Below are 23,665 nucleotides of genomic sequence, written 5' to 3'. Positions count from 1 at the left end.
GGGTCACCAGTTGGTGACGGACCCATCGGGCCGCCGCAGGTGCGGTGGCTCCACATGTTCGGGGGTTTGTTGGGCTATCAGCTCTTCGTTGACCTCAACGCCCAAACCCGGCGTATCCGGCACGATGTAAACCGGGCCTTGCATGTCGACTTGGACCGGGAACAGTTCCGGATCATGAAAACCTAAATCCTGTTCCACGACGGATTGGCGTGTTTCGAGCCAGCTATAGTTTGGCACGGCCGCCGACATATGCACCGTGGCCGCCGTGCAGACAGGGCCAAGCGGGTTGTGCGGCATCAAATCGACATAGTGGCGTTCGCACCAACCCGCGACTTTCATCGCTTCGGTAAAGCCGCCGATGTTGCAGATATCGAGCCGCATGTATTGCGTCATTCCAGATTCAAGGAAACGCGCGGCTTCCCATTTGCTGGAGAATTCTTCGCCCACCGCAAAGGGGATATCGATCATGCCGCGCAACACGGCATAGGCCTCGGGGGTTTCTGCACGGATGGGTTCTTCGATAAAATCCAAGGTGCCACGCGGCATCATGGAGCAGAAATTTACCGTTTCGGGCACGGTCAAACGATGGTGTAGATCAATGCCCAAAGTGATCGCACGCCCAAATTCCTTGCGGATGGCAATCAATTCGTCTGCAGTTTGTTGCAGGGACGCGCGCGGGTCAAAAACCTCGGGCCCAAAGCTTGATGGATACGTACGGATACAAGTCCACCCGGCATCGACCAGAATGCGGGCCTTTTCCAAAAGCTCATCGGCACTTGAGCCCATGCAGCTGGCAAAGGTCGGGATCACATCCCGCTGTTTACCACCCAAAAGTTGATACACCGGCACGCCAAGGCGCTTGCCCAAAATGTCGTGCAAAGCGATGTCGATGGCGGAGATGGCAGCGGTAAAGACCCGGCCACCTTCGAAATACTGGCTGCGATAGCTTTCCTGCCAAATTCGGCCAATCTGGCGGCTGTCTTGACCAATGAGAAATTCGGCGAAATGCGCGATTGTGGCCGCAACAGAATGTTCCCGAGCCGACAAGCCAGATTCGCCCCAACCAATCAGCCCGTCTTCGGTCACCACTTTGACCAGCAATTGGTTGCGTGTGCCGACACGTGCATGAACAGGTGTGATTTGGGCAATTTTGGCCCCACAGGCCAAACGGCCCTGATCGCTGCCCTGTGGCTGTGTTGTCGACATTCACCTGCTCCTCATATTCGCTATTGGATTGCTAGCATTAATATATCATTTTAGTCGAACTATTTTTGCATTTTGATATATTAAAATTACCCGCATCGAAATTTTAACAGTGTTTTCTGCTGCATAGGGGAAAAGCTAGCTTCTTAAATACGCCCCATAACAAGGTCTGCACAACGATCCCCAAGCATCATTGCGGGCGCATTTGTGTTTCCGGCGTTGATATTTGGCACCGCCGACATGTCGCAAACGCGCAGATTCTCAAGGCCGCGCACGCGCATGCGGGCATCCAAAACCGCCATTTTATCACCGTCCGCCCCCATCTTTGCCGTTCCCGCCGGATGATAGTTGGTTTTGACAAAGCGTTTGCAATGCGCGCGCAGCGCCTCGTCGGACACATCATCTGGGCTGGGAATTGCGACCCGTTCCAGCTTGTCAGCAAGCGGGCTTTGGGCAAAGGCGCGTAGGAAAAAGCGCTGGCCGTCGATCATTGCTTGCATGTCGTCGGGGTGTTGCAACAGGTTTGGCGATATATCCGGGCGATCCGCCGGATCAGCGCTGGCGAGGCGCACCTCACCGCGCGATTTGGGTTTGACCACAACCGTCGTCACCGTCACCCCATAGTCGTCTTGCACCTCTTCCAGTGCATCGCGATCCAAATAAACGATCGGAACGCAAAACGCCTGAATGCTGGGCGGCGCATCCGGGGTGGTTGGGTTCACAAAGGCCCCCGCCTCGACCCCGGCAGAGGTCACTGGCCCGGTCCCAAACAGCTTGAATTGTACGCCGTTGCGCAGCATCCGCCATCCCTCGCCCTGCTTGTAATACCCATAAGGGCCATTGGCGATCGCGGTTATTGGCACCTCGGGGTGGTCGATCAAATTTTGCCCGACACCCGGTAGATCAACCTGGCAGGGGATGTCGTGATCCAAAAGATGATCCGCAGGGCCAATCCCCGACAGCATCAAGATCTTCGGTGTGACCAAAGCGCCAGCCGAAACGATAACCTCACCACGGGCGCGCACCCGCACAACCTCACCTGACTTGGGCCGATACTCCACACCTAAGGCACGACCGTTTTCGATAATAACGCGCTGAACCGGGGCGTTTAGGCGGACGGTTAGGTTCGGGTTATCCTCTTGCGGCGCAACAAAGGCATAGGCCGCCGAGCTGCGTTTGCCGTGGCGATTCATAAACTGATAAAACCCAACGCCGCGTTGATTGCTTCCGTTGAAATCGGGATTAAAAGGTTCGCCAAGGCCTTGAACCGCCTGCACAAACCAGCGTGACAACTCATTGATGTGACCGGGATCAGACACCTTCATTGCGCCATCGGTGCCATGCAGGTCATTATTCAAGCGATTGTTGGCCTCCATTCCGCAAAAATGCGGCAGGACATCGTCCCACCCCCAGCCAATGCGGTCATTGTTGCCACGCAGGATGTCATCCCATTCGTCATAATCACTTGGCCGACCGCGCATATAAACTTGGGCATTCACCGACGACCCGCCGCCCAAAACATTGCCCTGAGGAATGTCATGAACGCGTCCGTCCAAATGGGGCTGAGGCCGGGTTTGATGATAGGTCATGAACTTGGACCCGTTGATCATCTTGAAAATACCGGGGGGCATATCCAGCAGAGGGTGGCGATGGGAATGTCCACCCTCAAGCAGCAAAACCCGCGCTCCGCCATCGCTTGCCAGTCGCGCCGCTACGACACAGCCCGACGAGCCCCCACCGACAACGATGTGGTCAAATTCTTCTGTCATGTCTGTTTTCCTCCCTGCTCCGGAATTTATCCGGGGGGTTTGGCCATTCTTGGGGGCGCTATTGAATCGCGCTCCACCATTTCACATTCGAGTTTAGTCAGCGGATGCCGGCGGTTTTCACCCATCGGCCCGTGGAACAATTGTTCAACCACCCAACGCCCCATGGCGCGGCTAGCAAGGTTCATCGAAGTCAGAGGCGGTGACATATGCCGCGCAATTTCATCATCGTCATAGCCAATGACAGACACATCATTGGGGATGGATTTGCCCATTTCCTTGAGCGCCTCGTAGCAGCCAACAGCCATGCGGTCATTTTGGCAGAAAATCGCGGTCGGTGGATTGGGGAGTGCCATCAGGGTTTGCGTGGCGGAATATCCAGAGCTGGGCAGCCAGTTCCCTTCGACCACCAACTCTTCGCAATAGGGGAGATCAGCGGATGCCAATGCGTTTCTATAGCCAACGGTGCGCCCGCTGGCGCATTGCATAAACGGCTCGCCGGTGATGGTTGCAATGCGGGTGTGGCCCGTGTTGATAAGGGCGTTGGTGGCGGTGTGTCCGCCAGCAATATCACTGGGTATGACCGCAGGGAATCGCAGGTTTTCGGAAAAGCAATTCAATAGGAAAACCGGCGTATCGCAGTCCTGAAGGATTTGCGGAACCTCGACTTCTCGGGTGAAGACACAGGCATAAACGATGGCTGCTACGCCTTGATCCAAAAAGTGCTGAAGAGTCTTTGGTTCTAGATCTGGGTCGTTTTGCGTTTCCGCCAAAAGCACCAAATTTCCGGTGGATTTCACCGCCTGCATCACCCCGTCAAAGGCGTTAACGGATTCCGGGCTGGCGGCCAAATTATCAACCACAAAGGCGATTGGCCCGTTGATAAAGCTAGATTTTTCCGAAACCGAAGGCGTTGGTCGCGCTGCGCGGCGATAACCTAGCGACTTGGCCGCCTCAAACACACGCTCACGTGTTTGTTCCGAAATTTTCACGGATTCATTGTTGTTTAAAACCAGAGAGACAGTGGCCTGAGAGCACCCGGCAACCCGCGCGATGTCATGCATCGTAACGCGCTGACGTCCCGAGATTTTTCCAACGCCCTTGTGGCGCTTGCTCTCCGATTTTACCTCAACCATCGGTCTGTCCCATCTTGATTGTCAGCCATTATTAACGTGGACCTCTGATCAGTGCAAATGGAATATTAGTGTTATTAGTAATTGACAGATTAATAATATTAGCGGATGTCTATTAGCTAACTGCAGGAATCATCTTACCTGCTCGAACAGCCCGAGGACCTTATGCAAGCCGCCAGCTTTCCAAATACTGATGTGATCAAGGGTGCGATGTTTATCGGCGGCGAATGGCGTTTCGGTGTGGCTTCGAATGAGATCGAGGTTGAAAACCCTGCGACGGAGGACGTTATTGCAACGATCCCCGAAGGGTCCGCACAAGACGCATATGATGCATTGGAAGCCGCGCAAATGGCGCAGCCGTCGTGGGCAGCTTTGCCAGCGGTTCAGCGCGGGCGGATGGTTGCGAGGTTGGCGGATGCCGTGGATGCAAATGCCGACGGTTTTGCGCGTCTTGTGACCGCCGAACAGGGCAAACCCTTGGATCAGGCGCGCGGTGAAATCGGGGCTGTGTCGATGTTTTTGCGCTATGCCGCTGAAAACGCCCGCCGGATTGAAGGCGATATCATGCCCTCGGACAACGTGGGCGAAGACATTTACATACGTCGCCATCCGCATGGTGTTGTGGTTGGCTTGACCTCTTGGAATTATCCGGCCGCTTTGGCCGCCCGCAAACTTGGCCCAGCACTTGTCGCAGGTAATACGTTTGTTTTGCTGGCCCATGAAATCACACCTCTTTCGGGTTTGGAGTTGGCGCGATTAGCGGCCGAGGTTGGCTTTCCTGCTGGTGTATTCAACGTCGTCACGGGGCGTGGCCGCACGGTTGGCCAAACCATGGTTGAAAGCCCGATCACCGGGCTAATTACCATGACGGGCAGCACACGCGCTGGTCGCGAAATCTATCGCGCCGGGGCGGATCAGCTAAAGGTCCTGCGCTTGGAACTGGGTGGTAAAGCTCCGTTTATCGTGATGGACGATGCCGATATTGATGCGGCCGTCGCGGCAGCGGTCACAGCCCGCTACACCAACTGCGGTCAGATTTGTACCTGCAACGAGCGCATGTACTTGCACAGCAATATCGCCAATGAATTCCTCGAAAAATTCACTGCGGCCTCTGCCGCTTTGACGATTGGCGATCCCATGACCAACCCGGATATGGGCCCCAAAGTTAGCGGTGTCGAAGTCGACAAAGTCGCTGATATTGTGCGCCAAAGCGTCGAAGGCGGAGCCGAGGTACTACTAGAAGGTGGGCCATTGAATGACGGCCAATACGCCAAGGGCCATTGGTATGCGCCAACTGTGCTTGAGGTCACTGATAACGCATCGCCGGTGATACGGGACGAGGTTTTTGGCCCCGTGGTCGCTGCCCTGCGTGTCGACAGCTTCGATGAAGCCATCGCCAAGGCGAATAACAGCGAATACGGGCTATCGGCCTATCTGTTCACTCGCGATATGCGCCGCCTGATGCGGGCCCCGCATGAGTTGAAATTCGGGGAGCTTTATCTGAACCGCGCCAATGGCGAACAGGTTCAGGCCTTTCACACCGGCTGGGGTCAATCTGGCCTTGGTGGTGAGGACGGGAAATACGGTTTTGACGGGTATCTGCGCAAACAGACCACCTATTTGAATTGGGGTTAACCCCCCGAAAAGCGGCCAGAGGAGAAGGTCGTGAAACCACTTGGAGGAGAAAAACATGAAACGTAGAATTTTGCTATCCAGCGCTGCGGCCTTTGGTATTGCCTTGGCAGGCATGGCTTCGGCGAGTGATTTGCCACCGCTTGAACAAAAAGATAGCTACACGGTTGGCTTTGCCCAGATGGAATCCAACAACCCATGGCGGATTGCGGAAACTAAATCGTTTCATGACACCGCCGAAAGCTGCGGCTGGAATTTGATTGCGACGGATGCGGCGGGTTCAGCGGCCAAACAGGTTGCTGATGTGGACAGCATGATCGCCCAAGGCATCGACGTTTTGTTCCTGCCTCCGCGCGAAGAAAAGCCACTTTTGCCCGCCGTTATGAAGGCCCGCGCCGCTGGCATTCCAACCTTCCTCGTTGACCGCTCGGTAGACGAATCGGTCGCCAAACCGGGCGAGCATTTCGTATCTTTCCTAGGCTCTGATTTCATTGATCAGGGTGAGCGCGCCGCCGATTGGCTTGCCGCCAACTTCAAAGGTGAAAAAGGCGTGATTGTTGAGCTTGAGGGGACAACTGGGTCTTCGCCTGCAAATGATCGCAAAAAGGGTTTTGACGACCGTATTGCCCAAGATGACCGTTTTGAAATTGTCGCCAGCCAAACCGGTGACTTTGCTCGCGATCTGGGCCGTCAGGTTATGGAAACCCTGTTGCAGGCGCATCCTGATGTGAACGTGGTTTATGCGCATAACGACGAAATGGCGATTGGGGCCATTCAGGCGCTGGAACTTGCCGGTCGTAAACCGGGCGAAGACATCCTTGTTGTCTCGATCGACGGAACGCGCGACGCGCTTCAGGCGATCATCGATGGCAAAATGGGCGTGACTGTCGAAAGCTCGCCTTTCTTTGGCCCACTGGCCTGCGAAGTCATGAAGCGCTACGCTGCCGGTGAAGAAATTGAGCCTTGGGTTCAAGTCAAGGACCGCATCTTTACCGCCGACAACGCCGCCGATCATATCGACGAAGCGTATTAATCCCTCCCTGATTTTGTCGGTAAATAGGGGGTCGCCCTGTGCGGCCCCCTTTCGGCAGCTATAACCACAGGAGGCAACATGCAGCCGCTTGTTTCCATGCATGGGATCAACAAGGCATTCTCTGGCGTGCCTGCCCTACAATCCGCAAGTCTTGAGGTCGCCCCCGGCGAGGTTCATGGGCTGATTGGGCAAAACGGAGCCGGAAAATCGACCTTTATCAAGGTGTTGACAGGTGTTTATCGCCGTGATGCTGGCACCGTTCAGTTTGACGGACACGACAGTACCGTGACCTGTCCGCGCGACGCCCAAGCCACCGGCATCGCCACGATTTACCAAGAACTCAATCTTGTGCCGCTGCGCAGCGTCACTGAAAATGTGACCCTCGGCTATGAACCAAAGCGCATGGGCGTTTTGATCGATTGGCCCAAAGCCCATCGACGCACCCGCGAAATCCTGTCCCGTTTTGGCATTGATATTGATGTGCGCGCGCCCTTGGGAAGCTATTCCACCGCCATCCAACAGCTTGTTGCGATTGCGCGGGCCGTGTCTTTGGACGCCAAGCTTGTGATCATGGATGAGCCGACCTCGTCGCTTGATGCAAATGAGGTTGAAACCCTGTTTGGCGTTATTAGGGGGCTGCGTGATGCGGGGGTCTCTGTGCTCTATGTCTCGCATTTCCTTGATGAATTATTCGCAGTTTGCGACCGGGTCACCATCATGCGTGACGGTCAAACCGTGGGTACACGCAATATTGGCGAGACCTCAAAACTGGGTTTGATCGCTGACATGTTGGGCCGTAATCCCGAAGATATCGAAGCCGCAGGCATGACAGAATTTGGCGGAGGTCAGGCAAAACTGGGCGAGATTCTGCTAGAAGCCAAAGGCGTGTCCACCGGCAACCGCCTGCTAGAATTCGACCTAACCGTCCATCGCGGTGAAATTGTCGGGCTTGGCGGGTTGTTGGGGGCAGGGCGCACCGAAGCCGCCCGCGCGATATTTGGGGTCGATGCCCTGACCAAGGGCGCAATGACCTTTAAGGGCGCGCCGTCTGCACCGGCCAACCCGTCGGATGCCATCAACGAGGGCATCGGTTTCCTGACCGAAGATCGCAAAGCGGAAGGCATCGTGCCCGATATGTCGGTGCGCGAGAACCTGACGCTGGCACTCTTGCCCAAGTTGACCAAAAACGGCCAGATTGACCGTGCTCAAGAAAAGGAGCTGGTTGAGGGTTATATCAAATCGCTGGGCATCAAGACCGCCGATATGGACCAGCCCATTCGCGAACTGTCAGGGGGTAACCAGCAGAAGGTGCTCTTGGCGCGCTGGCTGGCGACGGAACCGGACTTGCTTATTTTGGACGAACCGACACGCGGTGTTGATGTCGGGGCAAAATTGGAAATTCAGGCGATCATTCGCGACTACGTCGACAAAGGCTTTGGCGTTGTTCTGATCAGTTCGGAATTCGAAGAATTGGTCGAAGGGGCCGATCGTATCGTTGTGCTCCAAGACGGGTATTCCGTATCGGAACTGCAAAACCCCGGCATCACCGAAAACGCCTTGGTCAAGGCCATTGCTCATCACTATGAACGGGAGGCCGCGGAATGAACGCGCAAACCCTGCGGCAAAACGGTGGGGTGGTCGCATTAATTGCGATCCTACTGTTCAACGCCGCGTTCACGCCTAACTTTCTGCAATTGCAGACGTTGTTTGTGAATATCTCTCAGGTCGCAACCATCGCGATTGTCGCCATGGGCATGACACTGGTCATCGCCACGGGCGGCATTGACCTTTCGGTTGGGGCGATCATGGCGCTGTCTGGGGCGATGGCACCGCTGATCTTTCAATCTGAATTTGGCACCGCCTATCCGGCGCTTGGATTGACCGCCGCCTTTGTGTTTCCGTTGATTGTGGCCTGTATGTGCGGGTTATTTAATGGTGCGCTTATCAGCGTGCTTCGCGTGCAACCGATCATCGCAACCTTGATCCTGTTTATCTCGGGGCGCGGTATTGCGCAGGTTCTCACCAACGGTAACTTGCAGACCTTTAAAAACCCGGCGTTTAGCTATCTTGGCACCGGCAAGGTCTTGGGTCTGCCCTTTCAGGGATGGTTGGCGCTGGCCATCGCGGTGGTGCTGTTCTGGGTGGTGAAACGCACAAGTTTCGGCCGTTACCTTTTGGCCGTGGGCGGCAATGAAAAGGCCGCGCAGCTTTCGGGTGGGCCGGTCAAGACCGTCAAAATTGGGGCCTATGTGATTTGCGCCTTTTTGTCGGGTATTGCCGGTTTGATCGTCGTCGCGATCAATTCTGCATCGGATGCGGCGCGCAATGGCAACTTGATGGAGCTTGACGCCATCGCCGCCGCCGTCGTTGGCGGGGCCTTGTTGCAAGGCGGGCGTGCCCCGATCTTTGGGGCCATCCTCGGTGCGATCATCATCCAATTGGTGAAATACACTCTCTTGGCCAACGGCGTCGAAGACGAAGTCGCCTTGATCGCCAAAGCCTTTATCATCGTGCTGGCGGTTTACGTTCAGCAAGCACGGAAGGAATGACCATGTTGGACGACAACACATTTGATCTGCGCAAATACATACGCGGCAATACGCAAACCACGGCTGTTTGGCTTGTCTTGGTTCTGCTGATTGTCTTCGGCGTGATGCGCTATGACAACTTTGGTGGGGCCTATAACATTGCCTCCTTCCTGAATTACAACGCCATGTTTATCGCCATTTCGCTTGGTATGTGTTTCGTGATCATGACCGGCGGCATTGATCTTTCTGTTGGCTCGGTCGCGGCCTTTACTTCGGTGATTGCCGCCTACCTAAGCCCCTATGGGCTTGCTGTGGCGATCCCGGGTGCAATTGCTGCCGGGGTTGCCTTTGGCGCGCTAAATGCGTTCTTTATCATTGCGATGCGCATCCCGCCCTTTATCGCCACACTGGCCACGATGCTCGGGGCCAAAGGCGGGGCATTGGTGATTTCCGGGGCGGAAACGATTGGTGTCGACTGGGGATCGAACTTTACCAAGTTGGGCATGGAAAAGGCGTTTGGAACGGTCCCTTGGACCATTTTGATCGTCGCGCTTCTGGCCGTGGCCCTATGGATTGTTCTCGAGAAAACCTCGCTTGGGCGCACGGTCCTCGCAATCGGTGGTTCCGAAGACGCCAGCACGTTGATGGGTCTCAAAGTCAATCGCGCCAAGGCTTTTGTCTATTTGCTCTCTGGCGGCTGCGCTGGCTTGGCGGGCCTGTTTCTGGCATCGGGTTTTGGGGCTGGCCAGCCACTCGAAGGCATTGGTTGGGAGCTCTCGGCCATTGCGGCTGTGGTTGTTGGTGGCACGTTGCTCACCGGCGGCTTGGGCTCGGTTCCGGCCACCATCGCCGGGGCGCTCTTGCTTGGGTTGGTTTTCAACATCCTCAACTTTGAGAATGGGCGCGGCACGATCAGCCTATCGGCCTATTGGCAAATGGTCATTCGTGGTGGCTTCCTCTTTGTTGTGATCCTGTTCCAAACGCGGATTACAGCGGAAAAATCCAACGCCAGTTGATCCCAAACGCCTGCAGCCAAAGGCCCGCTTATGTGTGGGCCTTTGGTGTCTCTGACCGATCGTTCAGATTTCCAAAAATTGCACGTACGTTCTTGAAACCTGCTAGGTGCGATTGGTTTTTAGCTGCAAGTACATTTGATCACCGGCCCCGCGAACATGCCGTTCAATACAAGCAAGCGCACCGTCTTTGTCATTTTCCCGAAAGGCGGTAATCAATTCACGGTGTTCGCGCAGAATGTCAGCATGGCGGGCTCTTGATATCGGAACGCTCATCGCCAACGCATTCAAAATACGTCGTTGTAGCTGCCATATGTTGAAGGCTCTTGCGTTATAGTGCTTGCGCGCGATTACCTCATGAAACGTAAGGTCTAGACTCGTGAACTTCTGCTTGTTTTCAACAGGGGTGTCCTCGATTTGGTCTTGAATCGCTTGCAAGGCCTCGATGTCATCGAGCGTACAGCTACGGGCAAATGTTTCGACAAAGTAGGGTTCCATCAACTGCAATACTTCAAAAATATCGCGCAGTGAATCCGCGTCAAAGCTAGAGACAGTAGCACCTTTGTTCTGAGCGATATCTACGATGCCTTCACCCTGTAAAAGGCGCAATGCTTCTCGGACCGGGATAATTGATGTCCCGTACCGCGTGGCTAAGTCTTGCACCTTAAGGCGTGTACCTCCGGGGAAAACCCCTGCGCCAATATCGGCGAGCAATCGCTCGTAAATGGAGACGCTGCCACTAGAAATTTTCGCCACATTGCAGCTCCCGTTCAAAATCTCTGACTTTCTAGCAAGTTTAGACCACTGGAACTATATTTGATCTGAGCGAAATAAGATATTTTTTGGATTTTTAGGGTGTAGTGCTTGCCGAAATTTCCCATAAAAATCTCCCAAGGCCCTCTTTTAATATATAAAAACTCTTGGCGGGGTAGGGTGAGTATGGAAAGCAAATTTCGTTTTAGCTGATCACGCCATCCCCGAACAATGCCTCGAAAATTGGGTAGGCCTTGTGCGGGTGTGGAAACCTGGATCGCTTGGGTTTACGGTCTCGGCTGCTGTGGGTCAGGGCCCGGAGCGCGGGATGACGTCTATCCGGATAGGCCGGGCAAGGCTCCAATTCCGTTGCGGCGTTTGCATCGACGTTTGTCCCACTCCCCTTCGTGTTATCGGCTTGCTGCATTCCCTTTAACAACGAAACGCAAGCACTCGAGGCCTAGTATCCAAACCGAGTTTTGGCCCTAAGCCAGAGCGGTTGAACGCTTTGCAGCAGGGACTTTTGTTTCAGAAACGCAAAGGGTGAAACCAAAAACACACCCATAAGAAAAAGTGCAAAAGCAATTCTGCTCGAATGTGACATATCTTCGCCCGCATATTGAAAGACTGCCATTAGGTAGACGTGTAGCACGAACATCTGGATTGAAAAAATGCCGGTGTATCGCACCAGTTTGAGGTTGAAATACCAGTCAACAGAACGTGTCGCGAAAGATGTCAGTCTGTGTTTGCGTATCATCAAGACGGCGAAGAAACCGCATACGATGAGGGTTCGAATTAAATGTGTCGGGTGAAGATGCATACGTGGCCAATTGTCCGGAAGGCCGGGTGGTCTTGCGAAAACGTCATGATAGGTCACGCCGCTTCGTTGCCACAATAGCAATGCCCCAGTTGTGGCGAGTAAGGCGAAAAAGCCGGGTGTGCTTAGGCCGGTTAGGGTGTCGTAAATGCGTTGATGGTGCAGACCCAGAAAGTACGCGACGAAGAACAGAAATTGCCATGCGGCGACGTCAAACGCCATGAACGCATCACCTAAGCCAAAGAATCCATATGAGAAATTCGGCAAGCTCAGGGCGTAGATCGAAAATGAGGCTGCGAGCAATGCGAGCGACCCAAACCGTGCCAACGTGAGTGACCCAACGAGTAGCAGGACGAAACAGTAGAGGTAGATAGGGAGAATGTCAGAGTAGCCCCCGCCATTCTGGATCGTAAAGACCTGAAAAATCGCCCAAGGCACGTCGTGAAAGAGGGACTGTTCTTCGACGGCCTTCAAGGTGCTCAAGGCAAGAAATGGCAGGGCTGATAGGATATAGTAGCCGTAGATCTTTTTTAGGCGCTGGCCAAGAAAGCGGTGCAGGTTTTCCGACGTTTTGAACTTGCGAACCGTCAATATCCCGATCAGCAACCCGGAAACAAAGATCAGAAACTCTGCATCGAATAAGCCGATGATCCGTGCGTGGTGAACTAGCCCAAGGGCGTCCATGCCCGGTTGCCAAGACAAATGGGCAAGCATCATCATAATCAGCAAATGACCGCGAATGCCGTCGAGTAAGTCTAATCGCAATAGTTTTACTCCTAAACGATTTGTACTTTGCGTACGTCGACCCAAAGCCTGATCGTCAGGTGTGATTTGACGTCTAGGGGCTCAAAATCGCAGGAAAGATTCAACCAATTGAGGAATTTATAAAAACCGTTCAATCTTATGTCGAAATTACATTTTATCAAGCTCTATGTTCCCGAACGCCAGATTCGGCTGCGGGAAACCGAATCACCATAGAGAGGCGAATCGGTGAACGTGAAACGGTTGGGCTAGGGGCGGTAGGGTTGTAAATTTTGGAGATTTTACAAACTTGAGATTAGGAGTTGGGTGCTGCCACAAGAAAGCGCCCACCGGAGGTAGGGGCCAGGTCGTTGTTAATTTTTTGTTAATTTACAGATGGATGTCGGTTCCTGGCGGTGTGGCGGTGCGGGGCGCAGGTGATCCATGTTGAAAAAATAGTTGTAAATATTTGTAATTCAAGTACCCCTATCCTCAGAAATATTATCCTGAGGAGGAGTGATAATGACTTTGAACAAGTTTGCTGGATTTGGTGCGCTGACTGCTGTCGCGCTGACAATGTCCGCCCTTGCCGCCGAAGCCAAAGACTGGCGCGGTTGGAACATCCACGTAGAAGATTATCCCGTATCGCACGGCATGGAAGCCTTCATGGCGGAAGTTACCGAAAAGACCGACGGCGCGATCAAAGGTAAAACCTTCCACGCCGGTGTTCTGGGCTCGCAGCCTGATGCAATCGAGCAGGTGCGCCTTGGCATCATCGATTTCGGTGTCTTCAGCCTAGGGCCGATGGGTCAGGCCGTGCCTGAAACCAACGTTGTTTCCCTGCCCTTCATCTTCAAATCTGTTCCTCAGATGTATGAGCTGATGGACGGTGAAGCAGGTGCAGCCGTTTCCGCAGGCCTCGAAGCCAAAGGCATCGTTGCTTTAGGTTACTACGACGCTGGCGCGCGTTCGTTCTATAACGGCACCAAGCCGATCAACACTCCTGATGATGTGGCTGGCATGAAAGTGCGCGTCATGAACAACGATCTTTTCGTTGGCATGATCGAAGCCATGGGCGGCAACGCCACACCAATGGCCTTTGCCGAAGTGTATCAGTCGCTGAAAACCGGCGTTGTTGATGGTGCGGAAAACAACCCGCCTAGCTACGAGTCAACCAGCCACTTTGAAGTTGCCAAGTATTACTCCTTGTCTGAGCACCTCATCATTCCCGAGTGCCTGTGCATGAGTAAAAAGACGTTTGACGCCCTGACACCTGAGCAGCAAGACATCGTTCGTGCCGCTGGTAAAGCGTCGACCGACTTGCAGCGTCAGCTCTGGCAGGAACGTGAAGCCGCCTCGATGAAAATCGTTCAGGACGGCGGCGTAGAGGTTAACTCGATCGAAGACAAATCCGCCTTCCAGGCAGCGATGGCTCCGGTTTACGAACAGTATCTGGCGGCTAACCCCGACATGACTGATCTGGTTAACCTATTCCGTAACGCCGACTAATCAGTACACTCTTTAAACGCCCCGCGGTGTTCGTGGGGCGTTTTTTTCGACTTTGGGGGGATCGTTGGTGGAACAGGAAACAACATTTGCGGAACAAATCCGACAGTGGTTGGACAGGTTAAGCGGGCTTTGCATTCTGCTTGCATCCTGTGCCTTGGTTGTGTTGGTCGCAACATTTGGCTGGTTGGTTTTTGGTCGCTACGTGTTGAACGTCACACCAACTTGGGTTGAGCAACTGGCGCTTTTGCTGGTGTGCTACATTGCCTATCTGGGGGCTGCGGCCGGGGTGCATGAAAACACCCATCTGGGCGTAACCCTATTTCGTGACATGCTCCCCGAACGCCTGCGTCAGGCGATCATGGTTTTGACCGATGCGATGCTTGCCCTCTTTGGCTTTGTCATGGCGATTGCCAGTCTTGAGCTGTTTCAGTTCGGCTGGGACACCATGTTGCCAATGCTGAACATCCCCGAAAGCTTTCGCACCTTGTCCGCCCTGTTGTGCGGTGGTTTGGTGTTCGTTTTTGCCGGAACCCGCGCGGCGTTCCGGTGTCATTGCCTGATCACAGGCAAACCCTTTGAAACTGATGAGGTAACCTAAGCATGGGCTTGGCTATTCTTCTTGGCATGTTTGCTGGCTGTGTCGTGCTGGGTGTCCCCGTGGCATTCGCAATGGGCATCGCGGCGGCCTCCGCCTTCTGGTACGAAGGTTTCCCGCTTCTGATCACCTTCCAACGGTCGATTTCAGGTATTTCAGTATTCTCACTGCTTGCGATCCCGTTCTTCGTCTTTGCCGGCGAGCTGATGTTGCATGGCGGTATCGCCATCCGTCTGGTGCGCTTTGCCTCGGCTTTGGTCGGGCACATTCGTGGTGGTCTGGCTTCGGTCAATATCTTCTCATCCATGCTGTTCGGCGGCATCTCGGGGTCCGCAGTTGCAGATATCTCGGCGCTTGGTTCGATCCTCATTCCAGTGATGAAAGAGCGCGGTTACAAAGCCGATTACGCGGTCAACGTGACCGTGACCTCTTCGATCGCTGGGATCGTCATTCCGCCCAGCCACAACATGATCATCTTTGCCGTTGCGGCCGGTGGCGGCATCTCGATCTCCAAGCTGTTCTTGGCTGGTGTGATCCCGGGTATGTTGATGTGTATCTGTCTTGCGGTTGCCGCCTATTTCATTGCGATCAAACACAATTACCCGTCTGAGCCGTTCCCCGGTTGGAAAGCCGTTTGGGTCGCCTCGGTCGCCGCGATCCCCGGCTTGATCACCGCTGTGATCATTGTAGGCGGTGTTCTGTCTGGTGTCTTTACGGTGACTGAATCCGGTGCCTTCGGCGCGATCTACGCCCTGCTTTTGACCGCCTTTGTCTATCGAAGCCTCGATTGGGAAAGCTTCAAGATTTCGGTCATGTCGGCTGTGAAAACCACGGCGATGGTGATGGTTCTCATTGGTTTCGCCAGCTCCTTTGCCTACCTTCTGGCGCTGTACCAAGTCCCAACAAAACTAAGCAGCTTTATGCTCGGCATCTCGGAAGAAAAGATCGTTGTGCTTCTGATGATCAACATGATGTTGCTGGTTCTTGGCATGATCATGGACATGGCGGCGCTGATCCTGATTTGTACGCCAATCTTCCTACCGATCGCCAAAGATTTGGGCATGGATCCGATCCAGTTCGGCATTATGATGCTTGTCAATCTTGGGCTTGGTCTATGTACGCCGCCGGTTGGAACCTGCCTGTTCGTGGGTTGCGCCGTTGGTAAGATCAAGATCGAAGAAACGCTCAAATCGATCTGGCCGTTCTATCTGGCCATCCTCGCGGCGTTGATCTTGATCACTTATGTGCCTGCTGTGTCGCTCTGGCTGCCATCAATGTTTGAATGAGGGTTCTATGTGCACGCCGCTTTTTAATAAATCCGGCGTGCAGCGACTGCGACTGAAATACTAAGGGAGAGAGCTGTGACTTTTCGTGAAACCTTCGATCATGACGCTGGAATGTCGGACACGTTGCGGGACAAGTTGATGCAGGTGAGCACAGCCACCCTTACAACGGCGTTGTTTGCGCGTGGATTGCGCAACATCTTTTTGCAAGGGCCGCAACGCCTTAGGCCCGGGCCGAATATGGTCGGCCCGGCTTACACTCTGCGCTACATCCCTGCCCGTGAGGACCTTGATGGGTTGGACTCGTTTGAAGATCGCGAGAACCCCCAGCGCAAAGGCGTTGAGGAGTGCCCCGAAGGGGCGGTGTTCGTGATCGACGCGCGGCAAGATGCAACGGCTGCCTCCGCCGGCTGCATTCTCGCGACGCGGTTACAACAGCGCGGGTGCCAAGGGGTTGTAACCGATGGCGGATTCCGCGACACACCAGAAATTGCCCAGCTGGATATGGCCGCATATCACAGCCGCCCCAGCGCGCCGACCAATCTAACCAAGCACCACGCGGTGGCGGTCAACGACCCAATCGCCTGTGGCGGCGTGGCGGTTTTCCCCGGTGATATCATCGTGGGGGACAACGAAGGTGTGGTATGTGTGCCTGCCCATTTGGCAGAAGATGTGGCGAATGAAGCAATCGAAATGACAGTCTTTGAAGACTTTGTTATGGAAATGGTCAAAAGCGGTGCATCTACGTTTGGATTGTACCCGCCAACCGACCCAAAAACGAAAGAAAAGTTCGCATCGTGGAGACACCAAAACGGCAGATAGCAGCCTCGGGGAGTAAGGCGGCAAGTGCAGACAGGCCAGTGCGGGATCGCACTTTGTCTGATCGTGTCTATGAAAGCGTTCTGAGTATGATCGCCAGCGGTGAGATCGCGGTGGGGGCGAAACTCCCGACCGAACATGCGCTTAGCGAACAACTTGAAGTGTCCCGTCCGGTTCTGCGTCAGGCGTTAAAGCAACTTCGCGAAGACGGTGTCATCGTATCACGTCAGGGCTCTGGCTCATTTGTCCAACGGCGTCCCGAAAACGCAGTTTTGGATTTTGCCCCGGTTGGGTCTATCGCCGATATTCAGCGAACGTTTGAGTTTCGGGCCGCAATCGAAAGTGAAGCGGCCTATTTGGCGGCATTGCGTCGTTCAGAATCTGATATGGAACGTTTGCGCGCCACTCTGGCCGAGCTTGACCGTTGTGTTCTCGAAGGGCGTCTTGGCGTTGATGAGGACGAGGATTTCCATGTCGCGGTCTGTTCGGCGTCTGACAATCAGTATTTCCTGGCCGCACGTACGTCGATGAAAAGCAACATTCTGACCGGTATGAATCTGACGCGGAACCTGTCGCTTACCAAGCCGCAGGATCGTTTGGAATTGGTTCAAGAAGAACACCACGCCATTTTCAACGCGATTGAAAAGCGCGATCCAGAGGCATCTCGTTTGGCGATGCGGGCGCATGTTGAAAACGCCCGCAACCGTGTTTTCGAAGGCCCGATAGGCAATTAATCGACCGGAATACCGTGCGCTTCGAGGAAATCGTCACGCCGTGGGGCAAAGGCGTCTTTGAGCGAGCCAGCTTCGAGGCAAACACAGCCGTGCATGACATTGGATGGGATGACCATTCCGTCGCCGGGTTCCAAAATCTTAGTTTCGTCGCCTACGGTAAATTCAAACCGACCAGAATCGACATAGGTTGTCTGCGTATGTGGATGATTGTGAAGGGGTGCTTTGGTTCCGGTTTCAAACCGAAACTCCACCATCATGATGTCTTTGTTGTGGCATAGGATGCGGCGCTGAGAGCCGGGTGCAGCTTCCATCCATGCGTCTGGGCTGTCGGACTGAATGATCATGGCAAGTTCCCTTGGTTAGGTGCAGGATTTGTATTTATTTGTAATATTGAATAAGGGTCACGACCCAATCAGTCAACGGTTCACCGCTTTCTGGTCTCCAAAATTGTCTCTCATGATCGCATTGGTTTGCGAATCTCTATCTTTACTTGTTATTTTTTGGATCGTTTTGTGGTTGAGGATAATGGCACACGCCCATCTCAACGAAGGAGGATTCCCATAATCTACTGATAATAAATAAATAATATGGATCGTCGAGACCTTCCTCATTTGTAAAAATTTGTATTGTAAGAATTTGGCTTCTGATATATCAGTTACTGCATCAATCGCCTTGGGAGGGGTGTGATGGTCAGCACTGTGGAGGAGATAGAGGCACGATTTGCGCAGCAGCGCAGTGTCGCTGATTCCTTGCATTCGTGCCAGCTAAGTGGTGCTGGGCCTTTATCCACGCAGTTTTATGAGGTTTTACGCGGCTTGATCGTGTCGCTGGACCTGCATCCGGGGCAGCTTTTGTCAGAGCAGGAAATTGCAGAAGCATTTAGCGCTTCAAAGACACCGGTCCGAGAGGCGCTTATCCGATTAGAAGTCGCCAGACTTGTTAAAATTGTTCCCAAGAGCGGCACCTATGTAATGCCAATCGACCTTGCTCGCTACAAAGAAGCCTGTTTCGTTCGGCTGTCTTTGGAAGCTTCCGCCATCCGCTTGGCGGCGCAAAATCCGGACCGGGATAGTTTTGCAACGCAACTGATGATGATGATCACTGAGCAAGAGCGCGCATGTCGCTCTGGTGACTATCCGGCCTATTTCAAAGCCGATGTCGGTCTTCACAAGTTGTTCGTCGAGATGGCCGGTGTTGCCGGTGTTTGGGGGGCGATCGAGCGGTCTCAGGTGGACGTGTTTCGTATTCGTCATTTGCTTGGCATGCAAAACCTAGGGCGCTCCAAGCAAGCCATTGCCGATCACAAGTCTATCGTGGTTGCGGTTTTGGCAGGGGATCCCGATGCGGCTCAGGCGGAACTCGTTTCGCATATTGGATCACTAGAGGGCAAGCTTCGCATCCTCGAAGAGCAGCCCGGTATTTTGGAATTCATCGAGAAACTTAATGAGACGGCGCATTTACCAACACGCGCGCGTCGCTCAAGAGCCGTCAAAGCCGCGGCAGTGAAAGTGGAGGAAACATGTCGGGTGTAGTCCTAGACAAGATTGTCAAACGCTACGGAGCCGCGCAGGTTGTGCATGGCATCGATCTACAGATCGAACCGCAAGAATTTGTTGTGCTCGTCGGCCCATCCGGCTGCGGGAAGTCGACAACGTTGCGTATGATTGCCGGGCTCGAGGAGATCTCGGATGGGAATCTAACTATCGCGGACCGACACGTGAACAATGTCGCGCCAAAGGATCGCGATGTGGCCATGGTGTTCCAAAACTACGCGCTATACCCGCATCTAAATGTTGCTGAAAACATCGCTTTTGGTCTGCGGATTCGCAAAGTCAAAAAGCCTGAGATCGCCAAATCGGTGTCTGAAGTGGCAGAGATTCTTGGGCTGACGGATTACCTTGATCGTCGGCCGGCGGACCTCTCTGGTGGTCAACGTCAACGCGTTGCAATGGGGCGCGCCATCGTTCGTCACCCCGAAGTCTTTCTGTTTGACGAGCCTCTGTCCAACTTGGACGCCAAGCTGCGTACCCAGATGCGCGCCGAGATCAAGCGCCTGCACAAGCGTTTGGGCGTGACCAGCATTTACGTGACGCACGATCAGGTCGAAGCCATGACACTGGCGGACCGGATTGTTGTTATGCGTGACGGTCGGATCGAACAAATCGGCCGCCCGATGGATTTGTTCAACAATCCTGTGAATACCTTTGTCGCGGGCTTTATCGGTTCTCCGCCGATGAACCAGCTGACGGCAGTGGTCGAAGGCGGCGATGACGCACCATTTGCGACGCTTGGTGAGACCAAAGTTAAGCTTCCTAAACTGCCCCAGTTGCAAGGTCAGGCCGGGCGCAAAGTGGTTGTCGGCATTCGACCCGAGCACGCTCTGATCACCCCAGTTGACGGGGCAAGCGCCATTCCATTGGACTTGGATTTGGTGGAAACGCTGGGCTCCGAGGCGTTGTTACACACCCATGTGGGCGACACGCCATTTGTGATCAAGACCGAGACCCACGGGGATATTGACCACCTTTATGACGTGGACAAGGTCTATATCAACGCCGAGAAAATCAAAGTTTTCGACGCTGAAACGGGGGATGTCTTTGCCCATCCCACCCAAGGTTAAGGGAGGGCGAGATGCAAAAGAAACTCGCCTGGTTTTTGCAGCATATGCGCCGTGAATGGCAGATATATGTGCTGCTCGCCCCGACAATCATCTGGTTTATCCTATTTCTCTACAAACCCATGTACGGGTTGCAGATCGCCTTTAAAGACTACAGCATCTTCCGCGGTATCGCCGGGAGCCCGTGGGTCGGGTTTGAGCATTTCCAAACCCTATTTGAGAGCGACACCTTTGTTCGCGCCTTGAAAAACACAGTGATTATCAGCGCGTTGTCGATGATGTTCGGATTTCCAATGCCGATCATCCTCGCGCTGATGTTCAACGAAATCCTGAACCAGACCTACAAGAAAACCGCACAGACACTTGTCTACCTGCCGCACTTTATCTCGACCGTGATTATTGCCGGGATTGTGGTGACCGCGTTCTCGCCCTCGGCGGGGATTGTGAACACGATCATAGGGTGGTTCGGGATTGAGCCGATCTACTTCCTCACCAAACCGGAATGGTTTAGGCCGATCTTCATCGGGTCGGGCATTTGGCAGGAGGCGGGCTTTAGTTCCATCGTCTTCCTTGCGGCCATCGCCGGGGTTAATCCGTCGCTCTACGAAAGCGCGGTGGTTGATGGGGCAAGCCGTTGGCAGATGATGTGGAAAATCACACTGCCGTCGATCATGCCGACGATCATCATCATGTTGATCATTCGTATCGGGAACATTCTGGAAATCGGGTTTGAACTTGTCATCCTGCTTTATCAGCCCGCGACGTATCAAACCGCGGATGTGATCAACACCTTCATCTACCGACAGGGTTTGCAGGGCGGACAATACGATGTCGCCGCCGCGGCCGGTCTATTCAACGCTGTGGTCGCCTTTGTTCTGGTTATGACCGCCAACACAATCTCGCGCCGTGTATCGCGCACATCGCTGTGGTGAGGGCTGAACAATGGCAAAAATGAATCTCTATTCTCGTGGTGATAAGCTCTTTGTAATCGCCAACATGGTTCTGATCGGGATATTCGCGCTATCTACGCTATATCCGTTCATCTACATCGCAGCGGTTTCGTTTAGCTCCGGCTTTGCGGCGACGGCGGGCAAGGTCATCCTAACACCAGTTGACCTGACGCTTGCCGCCTATGAACGGGTGCTAAGCGAGCCGGAATTCTGGCGCAGCTATCTGAACACGTTCATCTATACGATCGGCGGAACGTTGATGAGCCTGATCATCATCATTCCGGGGGCCTATGCCCTGTCGCGGCCGCAACTGATCGGTCGCCGGTTCTGGAACCTCGTGGTGGCCTTTACCATGTGGTTCAACGCCGGGATGATCCCGTTCTTCTTGAACATGCGTGATCTGGGGCTGATGGATAGCTACTTTGGCCTGATCATCGGCTTTGCGTGTAACGCCTTTAACATAATCCTGTTGCGCAACTTCTTTGAAAGCATCCCAGCGTCGTTTGAAGAAGCGGCACGGATGGATGGCGCAAATGAATTCCAGGTGCTTTGGAAGGTTTTTGTTCCATTGTCGAAACCGGCCATTGCTACCGTGACTTTGTTCTGCATCGTTGCTCGGTGGAACGGCTTCTTTTGGGCAATGGTCTTGTTGCAGGACGAAAGCAAGATTCCGTTGCAGGTATATCTGCGCCAGATCATCGCCACCCTGTCAGATGACGAGGAGTTTGCCTCGACCCTTTTGACGGCACCCTATTCGGTCGAGACGGTCACCGCCGCGATCATCGTTTGTTCGATTATCCCGGTCCTGATCATCTACCCGTTTGTTCAGAAATACTTCAACAAAGGCATCCTTTTGGGAGGAGTAAAAGAGTGATCTTTGGAAGCGAAATCAACGATATCAAAGTTTTAGGGAGGACTACCATGAAGAAACTAACGATAACCGCACTGGCGCTGGCGTCGACCATGATGACCACTCCGGTCTTGGCCGATGGCCATGGTTCCAAAATTGTCGACGAGCCGCTTGAGCTGACGATTCACATGCACCACAAGCGCTATACCAGCTACGATGAAGACTGGCCGGTAGAGCAGACCGCGCGCGAGATGACCAATATTCATCTCAAGAACAAGACCTTTGGGTCGAACACGCCACAAAGTGACGAAGCCATCAACCTCTTGCTGGCCTCTGGCCAATTGCCTGACATCATCGGCACGTCGCGTATCCGTGATGTTGTGAACCAATATGGTCCACAGGGCGCGTTTACCCCGCTCAACGATCTGATCGAAGAGCATGCGCCGCATATGAAGGCCTACTTTGACTCACATCCCGACGTGAAATCGGCGATCACCTCGTCGGATGGCAACATGTACTACATCCCGTATCTGCCTGACGGCAAATATGGTCGTGCCTATTTCATCCGCTATGACTGGGTTGAAAAGCTGGGTCTTGAGATCCCCAACAATGTTGATGAGCTGAAAACAGTTCTTGAGGCGTTCCGTGATGGCGATCCAAACGGCAATGGCAAAAAAGACGAAGTGCCTTACTTTGCCCGTCAATGGGAAGAGCTGATCCGTCTTGTGACGCTATGGGACGGTCGGTCTTCCGGTTCTGATACCTATCACGACTACTACGTGACCGATGGCAAACTGGCGCATCCCTATGCCGGTGAAGGCTATCGTGAAGGTATCAAGAACCTTGCAGAGTGGTATGCCGAAGGTCTGATCGACGCGGAAATCTTTACCCGTGGGTCGTCGTCGCGCGAATTTCTCTTGTCCGAAAACATGGGTGGCATGACCCACGATTGGTTTGCCTCGACCTCCGGCTACAACCGTTTGTCTGCAGACATCGAAGGGTTCTCCTTCAAAGCCTTCGCGCCGCCGGCCTCGATTTCGGGCAAGCGTATCGAAGAACACCGCCGTATCCCGTTCAAGCCTGATGGCTGGGCGATGGGTGGCACCAACGAGCACCCCGTTGAAACCATCAAATACTTTGACTTCTGGTTCTCTCCCGAGGGTCGTGATCTGGTCAACTTTGGTGTCGAAGGCGCTCAGTACACATTGGTTGATGGCGAGCCACAGTTCACCCAAGAGTTCTTGGACGCAGGTCCGGTTAACTCCTCGCTGTACCAGATCGGTGCCCAGCTTCATGCCCGCGGTTACTTCCAAGACTACGAGTATGAAAAGCAATGGTCGAACGAGTTCGCCCTCGAAGGCATCGCGCTTTATGACGAAGGTGACTATTTGATCGATCAGTTCTTGGGTGTGTCCCTGAACGCCGACGAGCAGAAGGTTTACGACAAGTACAACGCACAGCTGCGGACCTATATGCTTGAGCGTCAACAGGCCTGGATCTTGGGCACGGGTGACGTCGAAGCCGATTGGGCCGACTATCAAGCTCAGCTTGAAAATCGCGGTTACAGCAAGGTGCTGGAAGTCATGCAAGCGGCCTACGACCGTCAGTATAACTAAACCTCGTTTGAATATCGTGCCGTCCGCATCCCAGCGGGCGGCACATCTCTTACTCTACCAAAGGAAGACCTTT

The 23,665-nt window shown here is 53.9% G+C and carries 21 protein-coding genes; 15 read left to right on the top strand and 6 right to left on the bottom strand.

The features are described from left to right. Positions 1 to 3: 3 nt before the first annotated feature. The 3 genes from Q1A43_RS13165 to Q1A43_RS13155 form a co-directional block, all read right to left on the bottom strand. Positions 4 to 1,206 carry a mandelate racemase/muconate lactonizing enzyme family protein gene (locus tag Q1A43_RS13165; RefSeq protein WP_299935837.1) on the bottom strand — a complete coding sequence of 401 codons (1,203 nt, stop codon included), beginning with the start codon at positions 1,204 to 1,206 and terminating at the stop codon, positions 4 to 6. A 143-nt stretch (positions 1,207 to 1,349) separates the two neighbouring features. Continuing rightward, positions 1,350 to 2,972 carry a GMC family oxidoreductase N-terminal domain-containing protein gene (locus Q1A43_RS13160; RefSeq protein WP_299935834.1) on the bottom strand — a complete coding sequence of 541 codons (1,623 nt, stop codon included), beginning with the start codon at positions 2,970 to 2,972 and terminating at the stop codon, positions 1,350 to 1,352. A 26-nt stretch (positions 2,973 to 2,998) separates the two neighbouring features. Next, positions 2,999 to 4,105: a LacI family DNA-binding transcriptional regulator gene (locus tag Q1A43_RS13155; protein ID WP_299935831.1), complete on the bottom strand. Its 1,107-nt coding sequence runs from the start codon at positions 4,103 to 4,105 to the stop codon at positions 2,999 to 3,001. 162 nt (positions 4,106 to 4,267) lie between these two features. On the opposite strand from Q1A43_RS13155, the gene Q1A43_RS13150 reads away from it, so the two are divergent. From Q1A43_RS13150 to Q1A43_RS13130, 5 genes are all read left to right on the top strand, one after another. Then, entirely contained in the window at positions 4,268 to 5,737 is a 1,470-nt protein-coding gene (locus Q1A43_RS13150) for an aldehyde dehydrogenase family protein (protein ID WP_299935828.1), read from the top strand. Positions 5,738 to 5,792: 55 nt separating this feature from the next. Further along, a complete protein-coding gene (locus Q1A43_RS13145; protein WP_299926268.1) occupies positions 5,793 to 6,767 on the top strand; it encodes an ABC transporter substrate-binding protein in 975 nt (324 codons plus the stop codon). Between the two features lie 78 nt (positions 6,768 to 6,845). Continuing rightward, a complete protein-coding gene (locus Q1A43_RS13140; protein ID WP_299926271.1) occupies positions 6,846 to 8,372 on the top strand; it encodes a sugar ABC transporter ATP-binding protein in 1,527 nt (508 codons plus the stop codon). Next, entirely contained in the window at positions 8,369 to 9,316 is a 948-nt protein-coding gene (locus Q1A43_RS13135) for an ABC transporter permease (RefSeq protein ID WP_299926274.1), read from the top strand. Before Q1A43_RS13140 ends, Q1A43_RS13135 begins: the two co-directional genes overlap by 4 nt. A gap of 2 nt (positions 9,317 to 9,318) precedes the next feature. Beyond that, the gene (locus tag Q1A43_RS13130; protein ID WP_299935825.1) at positions 9,319 to 10,311 is read left to right on the top strand and encodes an ABC transporter permease; all 993 of its coding nucleotides are present in this window, start codon (positions 9,319 to 9,321) and stop codon (positions 10,309 to 10,311) included. A gap of 102 nt (positions 10,312 to 10,413) precedes the next feature. Here the strand turns inward: Q1A43_RS13130 and Q1A43_RS13125 are convergent, their stop codons facing one another. Further along, the gene (locus Q1A43_RS13125) at positions 10,414 to 11,064 is read right to left on the bottom strand and encodes a GntR family transcriptional regulator (protein ID WP_299926280.1); all 651 of its coding nucleotides are present in this window, start codon (positions 11,062 to 11,064) and stop codon (positions 10,414 to 10,416) included. A 457-nt stretch (positions 11,065 to 11,521) separates the two neighbouring features. After that, positions 11,522 to 12,643: an OpgC domain-containing protein gene (opgC, locus tag Q1A43_RS13120; RefSeq protein ID WP_299935823.1), complete on the bottom strand. Its 1,122-nt coding sequence runs from the start codon at positions 12,641 to 12,643 to the stop codon at positions 11,522 to 11,524. Positions 12,644 to 13,195: 552 nt separating this feature from the next. Here opgC and Q1A43_RS13115 point away from each other — a divergent pair. From Q1A43_RS13115 to Q1A43_RS13095, 5 genes are all read left to right on the top strand, one after another. Next, positions 13,196 to 14,128 (top strand): TRAP transporter substrate-binding protein, encoded by a 933-nt coding sequence (locus Q1A43_RS13115; protein ID WP_299926357.1) that lies wholly within the window; start codon positions 13,196 to 13,198, stop codon positions 14,126 to 14,128. A gap of 67 nt (positions 14,129 to 14,195) precedes the next feature. Continuing rightward, positions 14,196 to 14,726, top strand: a complete 531-nt coding sequence (locus Q1A43_RS13110) for a TRAP transporter small permease (protein ID WP_299926286.1) — start codon at positions 14,196 to 14,198, stop codon at positions 14,724 to 14,726. A gap of 2 nt (positions 14,727 to 14,728) precedes the next feature. Next, positions 14,729 to 16,009, top strand: coding sequence for a TRAP transporter large permease (locus Q1A43_RS13105; RefSeq protein WP_299926315.1), 1,281 nt, complete (start codon positions 14,729 to 14,731; stop codon positions 16,007 to 16,009). A gap of 111 nt (positions 16,010 to 16,120) precedes the next feature. Continuing rightward, a complete protein-coding gene (locus Q1A43_RS13100; protein WP_299926360.1) occupies positions 16,121 to 16,828 on the top strand; it encodes a ribonuclease activity regulator RraA in 708 nt (235 codons plus the stop codon). Between the two features lie 53 nt (positions 16,829 to 16,881). After that, positions 16,882 to 17,559 carry a FadR/GntR family transcriptional regulator gene (locus Q1A43_RS13095; protein WP_299926318.1) on the top strand — a complete coding sequence of 226 codons (678 nt, stop codon included), beginning with the start codon at positions 16,882 to 16,884 and terminating at the stop codon, positions 17,557 to 17,559. Here the strand turns inward: Q1A43_RS13095 and Q1A43_RS13090 are convergent. Further along, complete coding sequence (locus tag Q1A43_RS13090) at positions 17,556 to 17,903, bottom strand: cupin domain-containing protein (protein ID WP_299926321.1); 348 nt, start codon at positions 17,901 to 17,903, stop codon at positions 17,556 to 17,558. The genes Q1A43_RS13095 and Q1A43_RS13090 overlap by 4 nt on opposite strands. A 342-nt stretch (positions 17,904 to 18,245) precedes the next feature. Here Q1A43_RS13090 and Q1A43_RS13085 point away from each other — a divergent pair, with 342 nt between their 5' ends. Genes Q1A43_RS13085 through Q1A43_RS13065 form a run of 5 tightly spaced genes read left to right on the top strand, consistent with a single transcriptional unit; the run spans position 18,246 to position 23,592 of the window. Beyond that, complete coding sequence (locus Q1A43_RS13085) at positions 18,246 to 19,091, top strand: GntR family transcriptional regulator (RefSeq protein ID WP_299926323.1); 846 nt, start codon at positions 18,246 to 18,248, stop codon at positions 19,089 to 19,091. Next, a complete protein-coding gene (gene ugpC, locus Q1A43_RS13080; protein ID WP_299926326.1) occupies positions 19,079 to 20,179 on the top strand; it encodes a sn-glycerol-3-phosphate ABC transporter ATP-binding protein UgpC in 1,101 nt (366 codons plus the stop codon). The genes Q1A43_RS13085 and ugpC overlap by 13 nt, the downstream gene beginning before the upstream one ends. A gap of 11 nt (positions 20,180 to 20,190) precedes the next feature. Further along, positions 20,191 to 21,108: a sugar ABC transporter permease gene (locus Q1A43_RS13075; protein WP_299926329.1), complete on the top strand. Its 918-nt coding sequence runs from the start codon at positions 20,191 to 20,193 to the stop codon at positions 21,106 to 21,108. 10 nt (positions 21,109 to 21,118) lie between these two features. Further along, complete coding sequence (locus tag Q1A43_RS13070; RefSeq protein WP_299926331.1) at positions 21,119 to 22,000, top strand: carbohydrate ABC transporter permease; 882 nt, start codon at positions 21,119 to 21,121, stop codon at positions 21,998 to 22,000. A 47-nt stretch (positions 22,001 to 22,047) separates the two neighbouring features. Then, on the top strand, positions 22,048 to 23,592 hold the full coding sequence (locus Q1A43_RS13065) for an extracellular solute-binding protein (RefSeq protein WP_299935821.1): 1,545 nt from the start codon (positions 22,048 to 22,050) through the stop codon (positions 23,590 to 23,592). Positions 23,593 to 23,665 lie beyond the last annotated feature (73 nt).

The sequence above is a fragment of the uncultured Pelagimonas sp. genome (assembly GCF_947498515.1).
GTDB lineage: Bacteria > Pseudomonadota > Alphaproteobacteria > Rhodobacterales > Rhodobacteraceae > Pelagimonas.
The sequence above is the reverse complement of the archived record's forward strand: the minus strand, read 5'-3'. Positions and strand labels throughout refer to the sequence as shown.